Origin of the sequence: Neoroseomonas oryzicola, assembly GCF_012163135.1 — a bacterium.
In the GTDB taxonomy this organism is placed as follows: Bacteria; Pseudomonadota; Alphaproteobacteria; order Acetobacterales; family Acetobacteraceae; genus Neoroseomonas; species Neoroseomonas oryzicola.
Genome location: NZ_JAAVUP010000002.1, coordinates 534,744 through 552,026 on the forward strand (window position 1 = coordinate 534,744; position 17,283 = coordinate 552,026).

Annotated in this window: 15 protein-coding genes; 11 read left to right on the forward strand and 4 right to left on the reverse strand. The window is 71.2% G+C overall.

What is annotated here, in order from left to right; all coding sequences use genetic code 11:
* Positions 1 to 3: 3 nt before the first annotated feature.
* Entirely contained in the window at positions 4 to 165 is a 162-nt protein-coding gene (gene ccoS, locus GWK15_RS09100; RefSeq protein WP_168040970.1) for a cbb3-type cytochrome oxidase assembly protein CcoS, read from the forward strand.
* Positions 162 to 347, forward strand: a complete 186-nt coding sequence (locus GWK15_RS09105) for a hypothetical protein (protein ID WP_168040971.1) — start codon at positions 162 to 164, stop codon at positions 345 to 347. The genes ccoS and GWK15_RS09105 overlap by 4 nt, the downstream gene beginning before the upstream one ends.
* Before the next feature lie 66 nt (positions 348 to 413).
* Here GWK15_RS09105 and GWK15_RS09110 read toward each other — a convergent pair whose 3' ends face one another.
* A complete protein-coding gene (locus GWK15_RS09110) occupies positions 414 to 866 on the reverse strand; it encodes an Lrp/AsnC family transcriptional regulator (RefSeq protein ID WP_168040972.1) in 453 nt (150 codons plus the stop codon).
* 119 nt (positions 867 to 985) lie between these two features.
* On the opposite strand from GWK15_RS09110, the gene GWK15_RS09115 reads away from it, so the two are divergent.
* Positions 986 to 4,369 carry an indolepyruvate ferredoxin oxidoreductase family protein gene (locus GWK15_RS09115; RefSeq protein ID WP_209442099.1) on the forward strand — a complete coding sequence of 1,128 codons (3,384 nt, stop codon included), beginning with the start codon at positions 986 to 988 and terminating at the stop codon, positions 4,367 to 4,369.
* A 134-nt stretch (positions 4,370 to 4,503) separates the two neighbouring features.
* The gene (locus GWK15_RS09120; protein ID WP_168040973.1) at positions 4,504 to 5,652 is read left to right on the forward strand and encodes an acyl-CoA dehydrogenase family protein; all 1,149 of its coding nucleotides are present in this window, start codon (positions 4,504 to 4,506) and stop codon (positions 5,650 to 5,652) included.
* Here the strand turns inward: GWK15_RS09120 and GWK15_RS26285 are convergent.
* Together GWK15_RS26285 and GWK15_RS09130 are read right to left on the reverse strand one after the other, a co-directional pair.
* Positions 5,649 to 8,459 carry a calcium-binding protein gene (locus GWK15_RS26285; RefSeq protein WP_168040974.1) on the reverse strand — a complete coding sequence of 937 codons (2,811 nt, stop codon included), beginning with the start codon at positions 8,457 to 8,459 and terminating at the stop codon, positions 5,649 to 5,651. The genes GWK15_RS09120 and GWK15_RS26285 overlap by 4 nt on opposite strands.
* A gap of 120 nt (positions 8,460 to 8,579) precedes the next feature.
* Positions 8,580 to 9,374 (reverse strand): hypothetical protein, encoded by a 795-nt coding sequence (locus tag GWK15_RS09130; protein WP_168040975.1) that lies wholly within the window; start codon positions 9,372 to 9,374, stop codon positions 8,580 to 8,582.
* Positions 9,375 to 9,514: 140 nt separating this feature from the next.
* Here GWK15_RS09130 and GWK15_RS09135 point away from each other — a divergent pair, with 140 nt between their 5' ends.
* Together GWK15_RS09135 and GWK15_RS09140 are read left to right on the forward strand one after the other, a co-directional pair.
* Positions 9,515 to 9,691 carry a hypothetical protein gene (locus tag GWK15_RS09135; RefSeq protein ID WP_168040976.1) on the forward strand — a complete coding sequence of 59 codons (177 nt, stop codon included), beginning with the start codon at positions 9,515 to 9,517 and terminating at the stop codon, positions 9,689 to 9,691.
* A gap of 110 nt (positions 9,692 to 9,801) precedes the next feature.
* Positions 9,802 to 10,989 (forward strand): patatin-like phospholipase family protein, encoded by a 1,188-nt coding sequence (locus GWK15_RS09140; RefSeq protein WP_168040977.1) that lies wholly within the window; start codon positions 9,802 to 9,804, stop codon positions 10,987 to 10,989.
* Between the two features lie 10 nt (positions 10,990 to 10,999).
* On the opposite strand, the gene GWK15_RS09145 is transcribed toward GWK15_RS09140, so the two are convergent.
* The gene (locus GWK15_RS09145) at positions 11,000 to 11,674 is read right to left on the reverse strand and encodes a DsbA family oxidoreductase (RefSeq protein ID WP_168040978.1); all 675 of its coding nucleotides are present in this window, start codon (positions 11,672 to 11,674) and stop codon (positions 11,000 to 11,002) included.
* Between the two features lie 110 nt (positions 11,675 to 11,784).
* Here GWK15_RS09145 and GWK15_RS09150 point away from each other — a divergent pair, with 110 nt between their 5' ends.
* The 5 genes from GWK15_RS09150 (at position 11,785) to GWK15_RS09170 (ending at position 17,243) form a co-directional block, all read left to right on the forward strand.
* Entirely contained in the window at positions 11,785 to 12,894 is a 1,110-nt protein-coding gene (locus tag GWK15_RS09150; RefSeq protein WP_168040979.1) for a serine hydrolase domain-containing protein, read from the forward strand.
* A gap of 156 nt (positions 12,895 to 13,050) precedes the next feature.
* On the forward strand, positions 13,051 to 14,070 hold the full coding sequence (locus GWK15_RS09155) for an ABC transporter ATP-binding protein (protein WP_168040980.1): 1,020 nt from the start codon (positions 13,051 to 13,053) through the stop codon (positions 14,068 to 14,070).
* Positions 14,071 to 14,121: 51 nt separating this feature from the next.
* Positions 14,122 to 15,411 (forward strand): ABC transporter substrate-binding protein, encoded by a 1,290-nt coding sequence (locus GWK15_RS09160; protein ID WP_168040981.1) that lies wholly within the window; start codon positions 14,122 to 14,124, stop codon positions 15,409 to 15,411.
* A 165-nt stretch (positions 15,412 to 15,576) separates the two neighbouring features.
* The gene (locus tag GWK15_RS09165; protein WP_168040982.1) at positions 15,577 to 16,425 is read left to right on the forward strand and encodes an ABC transporter permease; all 849 of its coding nucleotides are present in this window, start codon (positions 15,577 to 15,579) and stop codon (positions 16,423 to 16,425) included.
* Positions 16,425 to 17,243 carry an ABC transporter permease gene (locus GWK15_RS09170; protein WP_168040983.1) on the forward strand — a complete coding sequence of 273 codons (819 nt, stop codon included), beginning with the start codon at positions 16,425 to 16,427 and terminating at the stop codon, positions 17,241 to 17,243. The genes GWK15_RS09165 and GWK15_RS09170 overlap by 1 nt, the downstream gene beginning before the upstream one ends.
* The last annotated feature ends 40 nt before the right edge of the window (positions 17,244 to 17,283 follow it).

The following is a 17,283-nucleotide window of genomic DNA, read 5'->3' on the forward strand; positions in this document are numbered from 1 at the left end:
CCGATGGACTCGCTGCTGCTGCTGATCCCGGTCTCGCTCTTCCTCGGCCTTCTCGGCCTGATCGGCTTCCTCTGGGCGCTGCGCTCGCGCCAGTACGAGGACCTGGATGGGGCGGCCGCCCGCATCCTGTTCGACGACCAACCCCGCAAGGAGACCCCGCCATGAGCGGCGCCCGCGTGTTCTTCATCGTCCTCTACGGCTTCCTCGCGCTGCTTGGCCTGGTCATGGCCGGCATTGCGCAGGACATCGGCATCTCGATCTTCGGCTGGGGCCTGGTCGCCTTCGGCGTGCTGAACGCCTTCCGCACCATCGGCGCCCATTTCGACGACGCCGCAAAGGCGCATTGATGCGGGCTGCACGAAGGCGCTGCCTTCGTGCCCCTCGGCGACCGGGCGCCGCGTATCCGCGCGGCGTCACGGCACCGGCGACAGCACCCGCTTCAGGCAGCGCAGCGTGAAGGCCGTGCGCGTGTGGCGCACGCCGGGCAGGCGGTAGATCTTCTCGCGCAGCAGGCGCTCATACCCCGCCGTGCCGCCGACCGCCGCCTTCAGCACGTAGTCGTACTCCCCCGTGACGAGCCAGCATTCCAGCACCTCGGGCATGGCGCTCACCGCCTCCTCGAAGCGCTTCAGGTTCTCGTCGTCGTGGCGCTCCATCATCACTTCGAGGAACACCGTGTCCGGCAGGCCGAGCGCGGCCTGGTCGAGCACCGCGTGGTAGCCCTGGATCACGCCCGCCTGTTCCAGCCGCTTCACGCGGGTCCAGCAGGGGGAGGGGGATAGCCCCACCTCCTCGGCGAGTTCGGCATTGGTGAGGCGGGCCTTGCGGGCGAGCGCCCGAAGGATCCGGCGGTCGGTGGCGTCCATGGCGGAAGGATGTTCCGTCCCTTCGGCGCTGCACAACAGAAATCGGAAGAAACCACCGGGAAACCCGACGCATCATCCTGCCATTGGCATCGCGCGCAGAGACCTCCAACATGACGGCCATGGGCAGCATCATCCGACCCGACGCGACGCTCGAGGAACGCTGGGACGCCACCGGCGGGCCTGTGCTCCTCACCGGCACTCAGGCGCTGGTGCGCCTGCCCATGCTCCGGCAGGAGATGGACGCCGCCCTCGGCTGGAAGACCGGGGGGTTCATTTCGGGTTACCGGGGCTCGCCGCTCGGGGGCTTCGACAAGGAACTCGGGCGCCAGCAGAAGCGGCTCAAGGCGCATGACATCGTCTTCCAGCCGGGGCTGAACGAGGACCTGGCCGCCACCGCGGTCTGGGGCACGCAGCAGGTCGGGCTGTATCCCGGTGCGCGGGTCGATGGGGTCTTCGCCATCTGGTACGGCAAGGGTCCGGGCGTGGACCGCTCGGGCGACGTGCTGCGCCACGCCAATTCCGCCGGCACCGATCCGAAGGGCGGCGTGATCGCGCTGGCGGGCGACGACCCGTCGTCGAAATCCTCCACCATCACCTCCGGCTGCGAATACGCCTTCATGGATGCCGAGATCCCGGTGCTGGACCCGGCCGATGTCGGGGAGGTGCTGGAATTCGGCCTCAAGGGCATCGCCCTGTCGCGCTTCGCCGGCGTCTGGGCCGGGGTGAAGTGCGTCGCGGACACCATGGACGCGTCGATGACCGTCCTGCTCGACCCTGCGCGCTATGCGACGCGGGATCCGCAGGGTTTGGCGTTGCCGCCGGGCGGGCTGCACATCCGCGGCGGCGACAGCCCGATCGCGCAGGAGGAGCGGCTTAGGCACTTCAAGCTGCCGCATGCGGTCGCCTTCGCGCGGGCCAACGGCTTCGACCGTATGGTCATCGATTCGCCCCAGGCCCGCTTCGGCATCGCGGTGCGCGGCAAGGCCTATGCCGTGCTGCGCCAGGCGATGGAGGAGGCCGGCATCTCCGACGCGCTCGCGCGCGAGCACGGGCTGCGGCTGTGGAAGATCGGCCTGGCCTGGCCGCTCGATGCCGAGGCCGCGCGCGCCTTCGCCGATGGGCTCGAGGAAATCCTCGTCGTCGAGGATCGCCGCCCGGTGGTCGAGCCGCAGATCCGCGACGCGCTCTACCACGCCGTCCAGCGCCCGCGCGTGATCGGCAAGACGGACGAAGCCGGTCGCCCGCTGCTGTCCGACCTGACGGAACTCGATGTCGGGCAGATCCTGCGCGCACTCGCCGCCCGCCTGCCCGAGGCGCTGCGCACCGACCGGCTGCGCGCCCGCATCGCGGAACTCGACGCGCTGGCGCGGATGCAGGAACCGCCGCTGCATCTGCGCGATCCCTATTTCTGCCCGGGCTGCCCGCACAACAGTTCGACGCGCATTCCGGAAGGTTCCCGCGCGCTCGCCGGCATCGGCTGCCACTACTTGGCGCGGTTCATGAACCGCAACTCGGACGCCTACACCCAGATGGGCGGGGAGGGCATGCCCTGGATCGGCCAGGCGCCCTTCACCACCGAGGAGCATGTCTTCGCCAATATCGGCGACGGCACCTGGGGCCATTCGGGCTCGCTGACCGTGCGCTTCGCGGTCGCGTCCAAGGCCAACATGACCTTCAAGATCCTGGTCAACGGCGCGGTCGCAATGACCGGCGGCCAGACGCCCGAAGGCGAGATCGACGTCCCGCACATCGCAGCGCAACTCCGCGCGGAAGGCGTCGAGCGCATCGAGATCGTCTCGGACGACGAGGACCGCCACAAGGGCAACCCGCTGATCCCGCCGGGCACGGGCTTCCACCATCGCTCGGAGCTCGAGGCGGTGCAGAAGGCGCTGCGCGAGGTGAAGGGCGTCACCGCCATCATCTACGACCAGGAATGTGCCACCGAGCGCCGCCGCAAGCGCAAGCGCGACCTGGCGCCCAAGGCCGAGCGCCGCGTGATGATCAACCCGCGCGTCTGCGAGGATTGCGGCGATTGCTCCCGCGCCTCCAACTGCCTCGCGGTCGAGCCCGTCGAGACCGAGTTCGGCCGCAAGCGGAAGATCGACCAGTCGGCCTGCAACCAGGACCTGTCCTGCGTGCAGGGCTTCTGCCCCTCCTTCGTCACGTTGGTCGGCGCGAAGCCGGCCGAGCATCACGTCACCGCCTCCGGCGCTGCCCCGCCCGAACCCGTCCGCCCGGAGGTGCAGGGCGAGGCGTGGAACCTGCTGATGGCGGGCGTGGGTGGGCAGGGCGTGTCCTCGCTCGCGGCGATCCTCGGCCAGGCCGCGCATCTCGAGGGGCGGCCGGTGCGCAGCCTCGATTTCCTCGGCCTCGCGCAGAAGGGCGGCGGCGTCTATGCGCAGCTGCGGATCGGCGCGCCGGGGGCGGCGCCGGACAGCATTTCCGGCGCGCGCATCGGCGCGGGTTCCGCCGACCTGCTGATCGCGGCCGACATGGTGGTCGCGCATGGCAGGACGGCGCGGCCGCTGCTCGGGCCGGAACGCACGGTGGCGGTGGTGAACGCGGACCTCGCGCCGACCGCGCAGTTCGTGAAGGACACGGGCACGCGCTACCACGCGGCGGAGATGCTCGAGAGCATCCGCCATGCCTGCCGCGACACCATCGCCCTTCCGGGTGCGACGCGCGTCACCGAGGAACTGGGCGACGCGGTCTATCTCAACGTCTACCTGCTCGGCATCGCCTATCAGCGCGGGCTGGTGCCGCTGTCGGCCGAGGCGATCGGTCGGGCGCTCGAACTGAACGGCGCGCAGGTCGCGCTGAACAAGGAAGCCTTCGCCCGCGGCCGCGCCGCGGCGATGGGCGACCTGCAGCCGCCGGCGCATGTGGCCGAGACGCTGGACAGCCTTATCGCGCGGCGCGTCGCTGACCTCACAGCCTACCAGAACGCGCGCTACGCGAAGGACTACGCCGCCTTCGTCGCGAAGGTCGGCGCCGCCGAGCAGGCCGCCCTGCCGGGCGAGGAGCGCCTGTCCCGTGCCGTTGCGACGCAGCTCCATCGCCTGATGGCCACCAAGGACGAATACGAGGTCGCGCGCCTGCACAGCCTGCCGGAATGGAAGGATGCGCTCACGCATGGATTCACCGGCACGCAGGCGATCGAGATGCACCTCGCCCCGCCCGCGCTGGGCGAGCAGAAGCGCCGTTTCGGCCCATGGATGTTCCGGGCCATGGGTCTGCTGCGCCACGGCAAGGTGCTGCGGGGGACGGCGCTCGACCCCTTCGGCCGCACCGAGGAGCGGCGCATGGAACGCGCGCTGCCGGGCGAGTTCCGCGCAGGCATGGAGCGCTTCCTCGCGGCGCTACCCGGGTCGCACGCGACGGCCTGCGACTGGGCCGAGGCCTGGGCGGGTGTGAAGGGCTTCGGGCCGATCAAGGCGCGGAACCTCGTGGGCGTCAGGGCGCGGCTCGCGCAGATCGAGGCGCCGGCCATCGCGGCCGAGTGACGGTCGGGGGAGGATGAACCTCCCCCGAACCCCCTCCCTTTTCTGGTCACTTGGTTCCAAAGAAGGTTGAGGGGGGTTCCGGGGGGAGAAGTTCCCTTCTCCCCCCGCTATCCTGCCCGCGGGGGGAACATCCAATGACCAATGTCTTCGACCTGCCCGAGGCGACGCGCGAGTTGCAGTCCGTCGCGCGCGACTTCGCCCGCGAGGTCCTGGCACCCAACGCGCTCCGCTGGGACGAGCAGCGCCATTTCCCCGTCGAGGAGATGCGCGAGGCCGCGAAGCTCGGCATGGCCGCGCTCTACGTGCGGGAGGAGAGCGGCGGGTCGGGCCTCACCCGCCTCGACGCCGCGGTGGTGTTCGAGGCGCTGGCGACGGGCTGCCCGGTGGTCTCGGCCTATCTGTCGATCCACAACATGGTCGCCTGGATGATCGACCGCTTCGGCAATGACGCGCAGCGCGCGGAATGGCTCCCCGGGCTCGCGAGCATGGAGCGCGTCGCCTCCTACGCGCTGACGGAACCGGGGTCGGGATCGGATGCCGCGGCCTTGCGCACGCGGGCGGCGCGCGACAACGAAGGCTATGTGCTGAACGGCACCAAGCAGTTCATCTCGGGCGCCGGCGCGTCGGATCTCTACCTGACGATGGTGCGCACGGGTGGGGAGGGCCCGTCGGGCGTCTCCGCCCTGCTGATCCCGAAGGAGGCCGAGGGCCTCTCCTTCGGCGCGAACGAACGCAAGATGGGCTGGAACGCCCAGCCGACGCGCCAGGTGATCTTCGAGAATGCCCGCGTTCCGGCGACCGCCCTGCTGGGCGAGGAAGGCCACGGCTTCCGCTTCGCCATGGCGGGGCTGGATGGCGGTCGGCTGAACATCGCGGCCTGTTCGCTCGGCGGCGCGCAGTCCGCGCTCGACATCGCGCTGGACTACGTGAAGGAGCGCAAGGCCTTCGGGAAGGCGCTCGCGGACTTCCAGAACACGCAGTTCCGGCTGGCGGACATGCGCATCGAGCTCGAAGCCGCGCGGTCGCTGCTGTGGCGCGCGGCGGCGAAGCTGGATGCGAAGGAACCGGACGCGACCGCCTGGTGCGCCATGGCCAAGCGCTTCGTCACCGACACCTGCTCCCGCATCGCCGACGAGGCGCTGCAGCTGCTCGGCGGCTATGGCTACCTGGCGGATTACGGCATCGAGAAGATCGTGCGCGACCTGCGCGTGCACCGCATCCTCGAGGGCACGAACGAGATCATGCGCCTGATCGTCGCCCGCCAGATGCTCGGCGCGCGCTAGACCCAGACGAGCCAGGCGGGCGGCCCCGTCGGCGTCGCGAGGCCCGGCAGCGCGATCGCCATGTCCGCCTGCGCATCGCCGTCGAGGTCGATGCGCAGGATGCGCGCGGCCTCGTCGAAGCGCGCCTCGGCATGGCCCTGGCCGGTGAAGCCCAGGCCGCCGCGCCAGTCCGCGCCATCGGCGATGCCGACCATCAGGATGCTGTCGCCCTCGGCCGGGTTGAAGCCGATGATGGTGTCCGGTGCAGCGGCGCTGCTGTGCCCCGCGGCGGTGAAGACGAACAGGTCCGCGCCCGCCCCGCCGGTCAGCCGGTCGATGCCCGCGCCGCCGATGATGGTATCCGCGCCCTCGGCCCCCGCCAGCGTGTCGTTGCCGCCGCCGCCGTCGAGCCAGGCAGCCGGATTGCCGCTGAGCAGCGAGACGGAATCCGCGCCCGCCCCGCCATGGACCATCTCGGTGCCGCTGGCCGCGACGCGCAGCCCACCATCGCCGAGCGTCAGCATGTCCCGACCGGCGCCGAGCGCGACCGAGACGAGGCCCGTCGCGCGGGTCACCGTGACGAGGTCGCTCGCCGCCCCGCCGGTCAGCACCTCGACATTCGCGACGGTCACCACGTTCATCCCCGGCCCGAGCATCAGCCGGTCGGTCCCGCCGCCCAGGTCGATCGTCCCGCCGACGAGCCCACGCGTGAGCGTGACGGTGTCGTCGCCGGTATTTCCGGTGATGACCTCGACATCGGCGAGGGTGACGCGATTGGCTCCCGGCCCCAGCAGCAGGTGATCGACGCCGCCGCCGAGGCGCAACGTCACGCCGTCCGCCCCGCCGGCCAAGTCGATGGTGTCCGCGCCGTCGCTGCCGATGGTGAATTCCGTGTTGGCGACGGCGATGCGGTTGCCGCCGCGCAGGATGGACAGCGTGTCGGACCCGCCGCCGAGATCCACCACCGCCGGGCCGACGATGCCGCCGAAGATGACGGCATCGGCGCTGCTGCCGCCGATGACGGTCTCCGCCGCGATGACGCCGACCGTGTTGCCGCCATCGGACAGAACGATGCGGTCGAGCCCCTCGCCGAGGTGGAACTGTGCGCCGGAGACAGTTTCGAGCAGCGTCACGACGTCGGTGCCGCCGCCGGCATTGAGCAGCTCGACGCCGCGCAGTCGCACCGAATCATTGCCGTCCGAGAGGAAGACCCTATCACGCCCGCCGCCGAGCAGCAGCAGCGCATCCGCCGCCGCGGTGAAGGTGATGTCGTCGTCCCCCGTGGTGCCGGTGACGGTCTCGACACCCGCGAGGCGCACGGCATTGGCGCGGCCGCCCAGCGTCAGCCGGTCGGCGCCGGCGCCGAGGTCGATCACCATGCCGGTGGTGCCGTGCGCGATGGTGACGTCCTCGGCGCCGCTGCCGCCGATCAGCGTCTCGATGCCGGCGATGGTGATGGTGTTGCCGCCATCCGCCAGGCGCAGCCGGTCCTGGCCCCCGAACAGGTTGACCGCAGCCGGCGCGACGCTGAGCAGGGTGAGGTTCTCGTCCCCGCCGCCGCCCTCGATCGCCTCGACATTGCTGACGCGCGTGGTGACCGGCCCGCCGCGGATGACGAGCCGATCGTTGCCGCCACCGAGGTCGATGATGCCGTCCGCGATGGCGCCGGACAGCGTCACCTCGTCCGCGCCGCTGCCGCCGAGCAGCGTCTCGGTTCCGCCCGCGCGCAACCGGTTGCCGCCATCGGCGAGGACCAGCGCATCGAGCCCCGCGCCGAGGTCGATCACGCCGTCGAGGATGCGGTCGCGCAGCGCGATGCGGTCATCCGCCGCGCTGCCGCGCAGCGTCTCGATGCCCATGAGGGTCACGTCGCCGCCACCCAGCAGCAGCAGGCTGTCGGCACCCGCGCCGCCCGAGACGCTCTCGATCCCGCGGAGCACCATCGCATTGCCGCCATCGGCGAGGCGGATCGCGTCGATGCCGGCGCTGCCGGTCACCGTCTCGATGCGGGAGAGGTGGACGGGCCCGGTGACGGCCTCGAGCGTGATCTCGTCCTGCCCGGCACCGCCGAGAATGGTCTCCGCCCCCGCGACCGTCAGCGCGCTGCCGCCGTCGCCGAGTTGCAGGATGTCGGCGCCGGCGCCGAGGACAAAGCGCCCGGCGGCGCGGCCCTCGACGATGATGGTGTCGTTGCCGGTGCCGGCGAGGAGGGTCTCGACGCCGAGCAGCGTGACGGCGTTGTCGCCGTCCGCTAGCACCACCGTGTCGTTGCCGGTCTTGAGGTCGAAGCGCAGCCCCGGCGCCGGCCCGGTGACGGTGACGATGTCGTCGCCGGACCCCGAGATGACGGTCTCGACGTCCGGCGCGATCACGATGGCATGGCTGAGCCAGGAGGCGAGGCTGAGCCTGTCGCGCCCGGCGCCGAGGCTGAAATAGGCACCCGGCCCCCAGGGTGAGAAGGAGAGGTCGTCGTCGCCGCTGCCGGAGAGGATGGTCTCGGCCGCGACGATGGTGCCGCGGTTGCCGCCGTCGGACAGCCGGACGACGTCGTTGCCGCCCCGCAGGTCGATGCGGCCGCCGGTGAGCGGCGTCAGCAGGGTGAGGGTGTCGGCCGCACCGCCGCCGTAGATGCTCTCGGCGCCGCTGACCGTCAGCAGGTTCGCGGCCGAGGCGAGGCGCAGGACATCTTTCCCGGCGCCGAGTTCGACGATGGCGTCGGCAAGTCCGGCCGTCACCGTCACGTCGTCGTCGTAGGCCCCGCCCGTCAGCCGGTCGAAGGACCCGACAGTGACGGTGTTCGGCCCGGACGGGTCGAGCGTGATCGGCATGGCGCAGGCTCCACTTCCGCGCCGGCGCCGTCTGGCGCCGGGCGGAGGAACGATGGCCTGCCGTCTCTAAAATTAGACCAAACTTTGAGACGCGTCTCAGGACGCGTCCCGGATGGTTAATCAGGTCTTGATCGGCCCGCCCCGGCCGCCACGACCCTGGCCGGGCGGGTCGCCCGGGTCGTTGTCGGACGGCCCGGCGGGCGCGCGACCACCGCCGCCACCACCGCGACCCTGGCCCGGCGGATCGCCCGGATCGGCGTCGCTGACACCGCCGCCACGGCCGCCGCCGCCACCACCGCGACCCTGGCCAGGCGGATCGCCCGGATCGGCGTCGCTGACACCGCCGCCACGGCCGCCGCCCCCACCACCGCGGCCCTGGCCCGGCGGATCCCCTGGATCGGCATCGCTGACGCCGCCGCGACCGCCACCCCCGCCGCCGCGGCCTCCGCCGGCCGGATCCCCCGGATCGGCGTCGCTGACGCCCGTCCGCGGCCGCCCGCCGCCCTGCGCGCCGCGACCGCCGCCGGGGGGATCGCCTGGGTCGGCATCGCTCACGCCCGTGCGGGGCCGGCCGCCGCCTTGCGGACCGCGGCCGCCATTCGGCGGATCGCCGGGATCCGCGTCCGTCATGCCTGTCTGCGGCGGGCGCTGCCCGCCCTTGACCGGCGGGCTGCCGCCGCCACGGCCCTGGCCCGGCGGGTCGCCCGGATCGTTGTCGGACGGTCCGGCCGGGGCACGCCGGGGCGCCGGGCTCGGCGCGGGTGCCGGTGCCGGGCCGGGCGCCGGCGTGCCGCCGCCTTCGCCCTTCGTGCCCTGCGCCAGCGCGGCGCCGGGCAGGGCGGCCGCGCCGCCCGCGGCGGCGAGTCGGACCACGACGAGGCGCCGCGCCAGGCGATGGTCGGGTGAATCGGTCATGGAACGGGCGCTCCGCTGGAACTGGGGGAACATACTCGGCGCCGGAACGGGCCCCGCACAAGACCGCAGGCGGGGGGCGGTGTGTGAGCCGGCACACAGAACCTCTTGCATTAATGTTCTTGGTTTGTTCTTATCATCCCATGAGCACGCGCACCGCCACCGATCCCTCCCTGGAGATCCCGCCGCTCCCCCTCGTGGTCCGCTTCGTGCCGGCCAGGCCGGCGCGTACGGCCCGTCGCGCCATGCGCGACTTCACCGCCTTCCTGGCGCTAGCCTGGGCTGCGGCGGAGCTAGCCCTGTGGGCGACGGGGGTCTGAGGCGCGCCTTGCTCATTTGATCGCGCCTGCCGCGGCCCCATCTGTCGCCACCCGGCCGGCGTGCCGCCGGAACGGTTGCGAGGGCGATGATGGGATATACGCGGCGCGGAATGCTTGCCCTGGGGGGCGTCGGCCTGGCCGGCGCCTGGGTCCAGGGCAGCCGGCCGGATCCGCGCGGGCCGGCGGTGCCCATGGGCCATGCGGCGGAAGCCTCCGCCCTCGGCATCCCCAATGAACGCTTCATGCTTTCCGCCCCCGGCGGGACCGAGGCGCTGCTGCGCGGCCTCGCGGACGCGACGCGGCGGCGGCAGTTCGCGATGGGCCTTCCGGCCTCGGCCGAGCCGCTGCTCGACAAGCAGATCCTCGCGCTGTCCGGCGGCGGGGAGAACGGCGCCTTCGGGGCCGGGCTGCTGACCGGCTGGACCGCGCATGGCACGCGCCCGACTTTCCATATCGTCAGCGGCGTCAGCGTCGGCGCCCTGATCGCGCCCTTCGCCTTCATCGGCCCGTCGCGCGATGCGGAACTGCGCGAACTCTTCACCACCATGACGGCCGACCAGGTCATGCGCCGCCGCGGCTGGATCGACGGCGTTGTGGGCGAAAGCCTCGCCGACAATGCGCCCCTGATGGACACCATCGCGCGCCACCTCGACGCCGGCATGATGGAGGACATCGCGCGCGGGCACGAGGAAGGGCGCGTGCTGCTGGTCGGCACGGTCAACCTCGATGCGCAGGCGGCGGTCTGGTGGAACCTCGGCGCCATCGCCGCCAGCGGGCATCCCGGCGCGCTCCCGCTGATGCGGGAGATCCTGCTGGCCTCTGCCGCGATCCCGGGGCTGTTCCCGCCGAGCATGATCGACGTGACGCTGGGCGGGCGCCGCTTCCAGGAAATGCACGTCGACGGCGGCGCGCTGGCGCAGACCTTCGTCTATCCGTCCGCGCTCGGCGAGAAGCGGCGCGCGCGGATCCGCGAAGGGCTGCCCGTGCCGCAAGCGGCGGCTTATGTCATCTGCAACACGCGCCTCAGCGGCGCCCGCCCGCCGGTCGGCCTCTGGACCGTCTCGATCGCCGAGCGCGCGATCGCCGCGCTGATCCGCGCGAATGGCCTCGGCGATGTCTGGCGCATCTACCAGAACGCCGAGCGCGACGGGATCGGCTTCAACCTTGCCGTCATCGGCGACGACTTCGCGCCGATGCCGCAGGCGCGCTTCGACCGCGACTACATGCGCGCCCTGTTCGCCCATGCCGAGGACCAGGCCCGGCGCGGCTATCCCTGGATGCACAGCCCCCCGGTCTGAGGCGGGGCGGTCAGGCCGCCTGCGCCTTCAGGATCTCGACCGCGCGGCGGAAGCCCGCGGCCATGCGTTCCGCCGGCATGGCGCCGGAGAAGAGCAGGTGGCGGTCGAGCAGGAAGGACGGCACGCCCGAGATCCCCGCCTGCGCGAGGCCGAGGCTCTCGCCCATCACCTCCTCGCGCGCCGCTTCGCCGGCCGCGAAGGCCGCCAGGGCCGCGGCGGGCATGCCGGCGGCCTCGCCCTCGGCGGCGAGCACGCCGCGGTCGCCGATGTCCTTGCCCTCTTGGAAATAGGCGCGGAACAGCCGCTCCGCGACCGCGTGCTGGAGGCCGGCGGGCCCCGCCAGGCGGATCAGCCGGTGCGCCTCGACCGTGTTCGGCGTGCGCAGCATGAGGTCGTGGCGGAACTGGATGCCTGCGGCGCCCCCGGCCTCGGCCACCTGGGCATCCAGTTGCTGCGAGCGTTCCAGCGAACCGAATTTCTGCGCGCGATACGTCGCGCGATCGACCCCCTCGGCCGGCATGTCGGGGTTCAGCTGGTAGGGCAGCCAGCCGATGTCGAAGGTCAGGCCCTCGGCGCGCAGGATCTCGAGCGCGCCGTCCAGATGCGTCTTGCCGATCCAGCACCATGGGCAGATGGCGTCCGAGACGATCTCGAGCCGGCCGGCGGTCGCGGGGGCGGTGTCCATGGCGGGCTCCTGTCGGGTCGTGCCGTGCAGGGAGAATGGGAGCGCCCCGCGGCGCGGGCAAGGCGCCCCCGGGGCTTAACGGCCCCGGCCCGCTGGCGCATAGGAAGGCCATGAGCATCACCTTCCCCGCCGCCCATCCCGCCCCCTGGCCCGAGGCCGCCCCCGCCGAGCTCGGCTTCGATGCCGCGAAGCTGGCCGAGGCCGTCGCCTTCGCCGCCGCGCACGAGACGCCCTGGCCCTACGACCTCGCCGGCCATATCGGCCGCGGCGCCTTCGAACCGCCGCCGGGCAACGAGGTGCTCGGCCCGCTCTGGCCGCGCGGCGCGCCTTGCGGGCTGGTCACGCGCCACGGCGTGCTCGTCGCCCGCTGGGGCGACACGCGGGAGGTGAGCCAGACCTTCTCCGTCGCGAAATCCTACCTCTCGCTGCTGACGGGCATCGCCGTCGCGGATGGGCTGATCCCGGACATCGACCGCCCGGTGCGCGAACTGGTGGACGATGGCGGCTTCGACAGCGCGCAGAACGCCCCGATCACCTGGCGGCACCTGCTGACCAACACCTCCGAATGGGAGGGGGAGCTGTTCGGCAAGGCGGATTCCATCGACCGCGGCCGCAACCTCGGCGTCGAGGGGCAGGGGAAGAAGGGGGAGCGCGCGCTCGAGCCCGCGGGGACGCATTGGGAATACAACGACGTGCGGGTGAACCGCCTGTCGCTCTCCCTGTTGCGCGTCTTCCAGCGTCCGCTGCCCGAGGTGTTCCGCGAGCGCATCCTGGGGCCGATCGGCGGATCGTCCGACTGGCGCTGGGATGGCTATCGCACGTCGTGGGTCACGCTCGAGGACGGGCGGCGCGTGCAATCCGTGCCGGGCGGGACGCATTGGGGCGGCGGCATCTCGATCCATGCCGAGGACCAGGCGCGCATCGGGCTGCTCGCGCTCGCCCGTGGGCTGTGGGATGGCCAGTTCGTCATTCCCGCCGCCTGGATCGGCCTGTCCACAGAAGCCTGCGAGCTCAACCCGCACTACGGCTTCCTGTGGTGGCTGAACTCGGATGGGAAGAAGTATCCCTCGGCGGCGCGGGACGCCTTCTGCGCCTCCGGCGCCGGCGGCAACCTGACCTGGGTGGATCCGTCGAGCGGCATCGTCGCCGTGCTGCGCTGGACCAATCCGGCGGCGATGGACGGCTTCATCGGCCGGGTGCGCGCTTCGCTGGCGCGCTGACTGCCTCCTTCTTGGGCAGGCGGGCCGCGCGACGCGCGCCTGCCTGGCCGAGCGCGGCGGGGCAACCGGAACTGCCCGCCCAGATGACGATGGCCTCATGATTGCTACCGCCCGTCCAGGCGCCGCGAGGCGCCGCAACCACGGACGCGGAGCGGCATGGCCAAGGGCGCGGATATCGAACTCGTCGCGGTGACCAAGCGCTACGGCGCGGTCACCGCCGTCGACGGCATCGCGCTGCGCATCCCCGCCGGGACCTATTGCTGCCTGCTCGGTCCCTCGGGCTGCGGCAAGACCTCGACGCTGCGCATGATCGCCGGGCACGAGACGGTGACCGAGGGCGACATCCTCCTCGGCGCCGAGAACATCACGGACCTGCCGCCGGCCCGGCGCGGCACCGCGATGATGTTCCAGTCCTACGCGCTGTTCCCGCATCTTTCCTGCACCGACAACGTCGCCTTCAGCCTGAAGATGCGCGGCGTGCCGAAGGCCGAGCGCCGCGCGCGCGCCGCCGAGATGCTCGCCCGCGTCGAGATGACCGCCTATGCCGACCGCCTGCCGGCGCAGCTCTCGGGCGGGCAGCAGCAGCGGGTCGCACTTGCCCGCGCGCTGATCACCGATCCCTCGGTGCTGCTGCTGGATGAGCCGCTCTCCGCCCTCGATCCCTTCCTGCGCGTCCGCATGCGGGAGGAGCTGAAGGCGCTGCAGACGCGGCTCGGCATCTCCTTCGTGCATGTGACGCACAGCCAGGACGAGGCGATGGCGCTGGCCGACCTGGTGGTGGTGATGAACCACGGCCGCATCGAGCAGGCCGCCCCGCCGCGCGAGGTCTTCAACCACCCGGCCTCCGCCTTCGTCGCGCGCTTCATCGGCGGGCACAACGTCATCGCGCTCGCGGGCGGCCTGCCCATCCCGGCGCCGCCCGGCGGGGCGCGGCATGTCGCGGTGCGCGCGGACCGCATGATGCTCGCGCGTCCGGGCGCGGCGGAACTGCCGCTGTCCGGCACGGTGCGATCGGTCGAATACCTCGGCGCCACGGTCGCGGTGGGCCTGGCGGTGGAAGGGCTCGAGCCGCTTTCCGCCGTGCTGCCCGAAGCCGCCTTCTTCGCCGATCCGGTGCATCCGGGCGAGGCCGTCTCGCTCGGCTGGAAGCCCGAGGACATGCACGCCATCGCGTGACACGGCGCGGCGGCAGGTCGCCGTCGCGTTCCTCTGCAAAGGGAGACTGACATGGTCGAGACCAAGGCAGGAAAGAGCAAGGGCATCGCCCGGCGCAAGCTCCTCGGCGGCGTGGCGGGCGCCGCGCTCGGTTCCGGGGCGGTCACCGGCTTCCCGACCATCTGGGCGCAGAACATCCGCAACGTCGTGCTGCGCCAGTTCGGCACCGGCGTGTCGAACCAGAACGCGATCGCAGAGAAGTGCAAGGAGGACCTCGGCATCACGCTGCAGATGACCGCGCTCGATTCCGACGCGGTGACGCAGCGCGCGGTGACGCAGCCGAATTCCTACGACATCGCCGACATCGAATACTGGATCTGCAAGAAGGTCTTCCCGGCGGGTGTGCTGCAGCCGATGGACGTCTCCAAGATCCGGCTGTTCGACAAGATCGTGCCGATATTCACCACCGGGAAGCTCACCCCGACCTCGACGATCGCGCAGGGCACCGCGCCGAACACGGTGGGCTTCGTCGACGGCCCCGGCAGCACGCGCTTCGCCTCCGCGCCGACCCAGTGGTTCACCATGATCCCGACGATCTACAACGCCGACACGCTCGGCATCCGTCCGGACCTGGTGGGCCGCCCGATCAGGAACTGGAAGGACATCATGGACCCCGCCTTCCGGGGCAAGACGTCGATCCTCAACATCCCGTCCATCGGCATCATGGACGCGGCGATGATCTGCGAGAGCGCCGGCGTCATCCGCTACGGCGACAAGGGCAACATGACCCGCGCCGAGATCGACAAGACCATCGACTTCCTGATCCAGGCCAAGCGTGCCGGGCAGTTCCGCGCCTTCTGGAAGACCTTCGACGAGAGCGTGAACCTGATGGCCTCGGGCGAGGTCGTCATCCAGTCCATGTGGTCGCCGGCGGTGACCGCGGTGCGGTCGCGCGGCATCCCCTGCGTCTACCAGCCGCTCGAGGAAGGCTACCGCGCCTGGGGCGGCGGCCTGGCGCTGGCCAAGCACCTGCGCGGCCTGCAGCTCGACGCCGCCTATGAATACATCAACTGGTACCTCTCCGGCTGGGTCGGCGCCTACCTCAACCGCCAGGGCTACTATTCCGCCGTGCTCGAGACCGCGCGCCAGCACATGACCGCGGATGAGTGGGGCTACTGGATGGAGGGCAAGCCCGCCCAGGGCGAGATCAAGAACCCGCAGGGCCAAGTGATGGAACGCGCCGGCGCGGTGCGCGACGGCGGGTCCTTCGAACAGCGCATGGGCGCGGTTGCCTGCTGGAACGCGGTGATGGATGAGGACCGCTACATGGTCCAGAAGTGGAACCAGTTCATCGCTTCGTGATGCCCTCAAACGGCGGGCGCGGCCCGTCCGGGCCGCTGGCCTTCGCGCCATGCACTGGTGCGCGGGCGGCAGCGGTTGGTCTGGGCGCGGTCGCGCATTCGCGCTCCCGGACCGGGGCTCTGCCTCGGTCCGCCTGTTTTCGGTCTGGGGTGAGGTGGGGTGGCGATGAAGGGTAGGGTTGCGGCACTGGCGCTGGCGTCGCCGCTGGCGCTGATCCTGCTCGCCTTCCTGCTGGTGCCGATCGGCACCATCGTCGTCGTGTCCTTCTTCGACTACGACAGCGTCCGCATGTTCCCTGCCTTCGTCTGGACGAACTACGAGGAACTGCTGCTCTCGCCCATCACCTGGAAGACCTACCTACAGACCCTGTGGTTCGCCGCGGTCACCTGGGCGATCTGCCTCGCGATCGGCTTCACCGTCGCCTATTTCCTCGCCTTCCACGTCCATTCGGCGTTGATGCAGACAGTACTCTTCCTGATCTGCACCATCCCCTTCTGGACCTCCAACGTCATCCGCATGATCTCCTGGATCCCCTTCCTCGGGAGGAACGGGATCCTGAACTCGGCGCTGCTGTCGATGGGCGCGATCGACCGGCCGTTGGAATTCCTGCTGTTCTCCGACTTCGCGGTGGTGCTCGCCTATGTCCACCTCTACGCGCTGTTCATGGTGGTGCCGATCTTCAACTCCATGGTCCGCATCGACCGATCCCTGGTCGAGGCCGCGCGCGACGCAGGTGCGAGCGAATGGCAGGTCCTGCGCAACGTGATCATCCCGCTCGCGCGTCCCGGCATCGCCATCGGCTCGATCCTGGTCGTCGCGGTGGTGATGGGGGACTTCGTGACGGTGCGGCTGATGAGCGGCGGGCAGTCCGCCTCGGTCGGGCTGATGATGGTCAACGCCATGTCGCTGCTGCAGTACCCCGCCGCGGCCGCGAACGCCGTCGTCCTGCTGGTCGTCGTGCTGCTGATGATCGCGGCCATGCTGCGCGTCGTCGACATCCGGAAGGAACTCTGATGCAGGGCGGCCGGCGGTCCCGCGCCTTCTGGCCGCTCGCGGCCTTCTTCGGGCTCTTCGTCGCATTCCTCTACGGGCCGACGGTGACGATCGTCATCCTGTCCTTCCAGGGGCCGGAGGGCGGGCTGACCTTCCCGATGCGCGGCTTCTCGACACGGTGGTTCGCGAACCTGTTCGAGACCCAGATGGTCGGCGATTTCGGCGGGTCCTTCCTGCGGTCGCTGATCCTTGGCGCGATCGTGACCGTCATCACCGTCGTCGTCTCCTTCATGGCGGGCCTGGCCTTCCGGCGGCGCTTCCCGGGATCGACGGCGCTGTTCTACTTGGCGGTGGCGAGCCTGATCGTGCCCTCGGTGCTGATCTCGCTCGGTATCGGGCTGATGTTCCGGCTGATCGGCGTCGATCCCGCCTGGTGGTCCTCGGGCCTCGGGGCGCATCTCACCTGGACGCTGCCCTTCGGCCTGCTGATCATGTTCGCCGTCTTCAACCGCTTCTCCCCGGCCTATGAGGAAGCGGCGCGCGACCTCGGCGCGAGCCCCTGGCAGACCATCCGCCACGTCGTGGTGCCGATCCTGCTGCCCTCGCTGATCGGCGTCGGCCTGTTCGGCTTCACCCTCTCCTACGACGAGTTCGCGCGGAGCCTCTACACGGCCGGCACCTTCAACACCCTGCCGCTCGAGATCTACGGCATGACCACCAACGTCACCACGCCGGTGCTCTATGCGCTCGGCACCGTGACGACGGCGGTCTCCTTCGTCGTCATCGGGCTGGCCATCGGCGGCGTGGTGCTGCTGCAGCGGCGCCGCGGCAGGGGCTGAACGGGCGTTGCGCCGGCCCCCGCGCTGGGGCAAGCATCCC

Excerpts from the sequence above, each read along its gene's own strand:
- ccoS (WP_168040970.1), top strand. The coding sequence starts at position 4 with ATGGACTCGCTGCTGCTGCTGATCCCGGTCTCGCTCTTCCTCGGCCTT.
- GWK15_RS09105 (WP_168040971.1), top strand. The coding sequence starts at position 162 with ATGAGCGGCGCCCGCGTGTTCTTCATCGTCCTCTACGGCTTCCTCGCG.
- GWK15_RS09110 (WP_168040972.1), bottom strand. The coding sequence starts at position 866 with ATGGACGCCACCGACCGCCGGATCCTTCGGGCGCTCGCCCGCAAGGCC.
- GWK15_RS09115 (WP_209442099.1), top strand. The coding sequence starts at position 986 with ATGGGCAGCATCATCCGACCCGACGCGACGCTCGAGGAACGCTGGGAC.
- GWK15_RS09120 (WP_168040973.1), top strand. The coding sequence starts at position 4,504 with ATGACCAATGTCTTCGACCTGCCCGAGGCGACGCGCGAGTTGCAGTCC.
- GWK15_RS26285 (WP_168040974.1), bottom strand. The coding sequence starts at position 8,459 with ATGCCGATCACGCTCGACCCGTCCGGGCCGAACACCGTCACTGTCGGG.
- GWK15_RS09130 (WP_168040975.1), bottom strand. The coding sequence starts at position 9,374 with ATGACCGATTCACCCGACCATCGCCTGGCGCGGCGCCTCGTCGTGGTC.
- GWK15_RS09135 (WP_168040976.1), top strand. The coding sequence starts at position 9,515 with ATGAGCACGCGCACCGCCACCGATCCCTCCCTGGAGATCCCGCCGCTC.
- GWK15_RS09140 (WP_168040977.1), top strand. The coding sequence starts at position 9,802 with ATGCTTGCCCTGGGGGGCGTCGGCCTGGCCGGCGCCTGGGTCCAGGGC.
- GWK15_RS09145 (WP_168040978.1), bottom strand. The coding sequence starts at position 11,674 with ATGGACACCGCCCCCGCGACCGCCGGCCGGCTCGAGATCGTCTCGGAC.
- GWK15_RS09150 (WP_168040979.1), top strand. The coding sequence starts at position 11,785 with ATGAGCATCACCTTCCCCGCCGCCCATCCCGCCCCCTGGCCCGAGGCC.
- GWK15_RS09155 (WP_168040980.1), top strand. The coding sequence starts at position 13,051 with ATGGCCAAGGGCGCGGATATCGAACTCGTCGCGGTGACCAAGCGCTAC.
- GWK15_RS09160 (WP_168040981.1), top strand. The coding sequence starts at position 14,122 with ATGGTCGAGACCAAGGCAGGAAAGAGCAAGGGCATCGCCCGGCGCAAG.
- GWK15_RS09165 (WP_168040982.1), top strand. The coding sequence starts at position 15,577 with ATGAAGGGTAGGGTTGCGGCACTGGCGCTGGCGTCGCCGCTGGCGCTG.
- GWK15_RS09170 (WP_168040983.1), top strand. The coding sequence starts at position 16,425 with ATGCAGGGCGGCCGGCGGTCCCGCGCCTTCTGGCCGCTCGCGGCCTTC.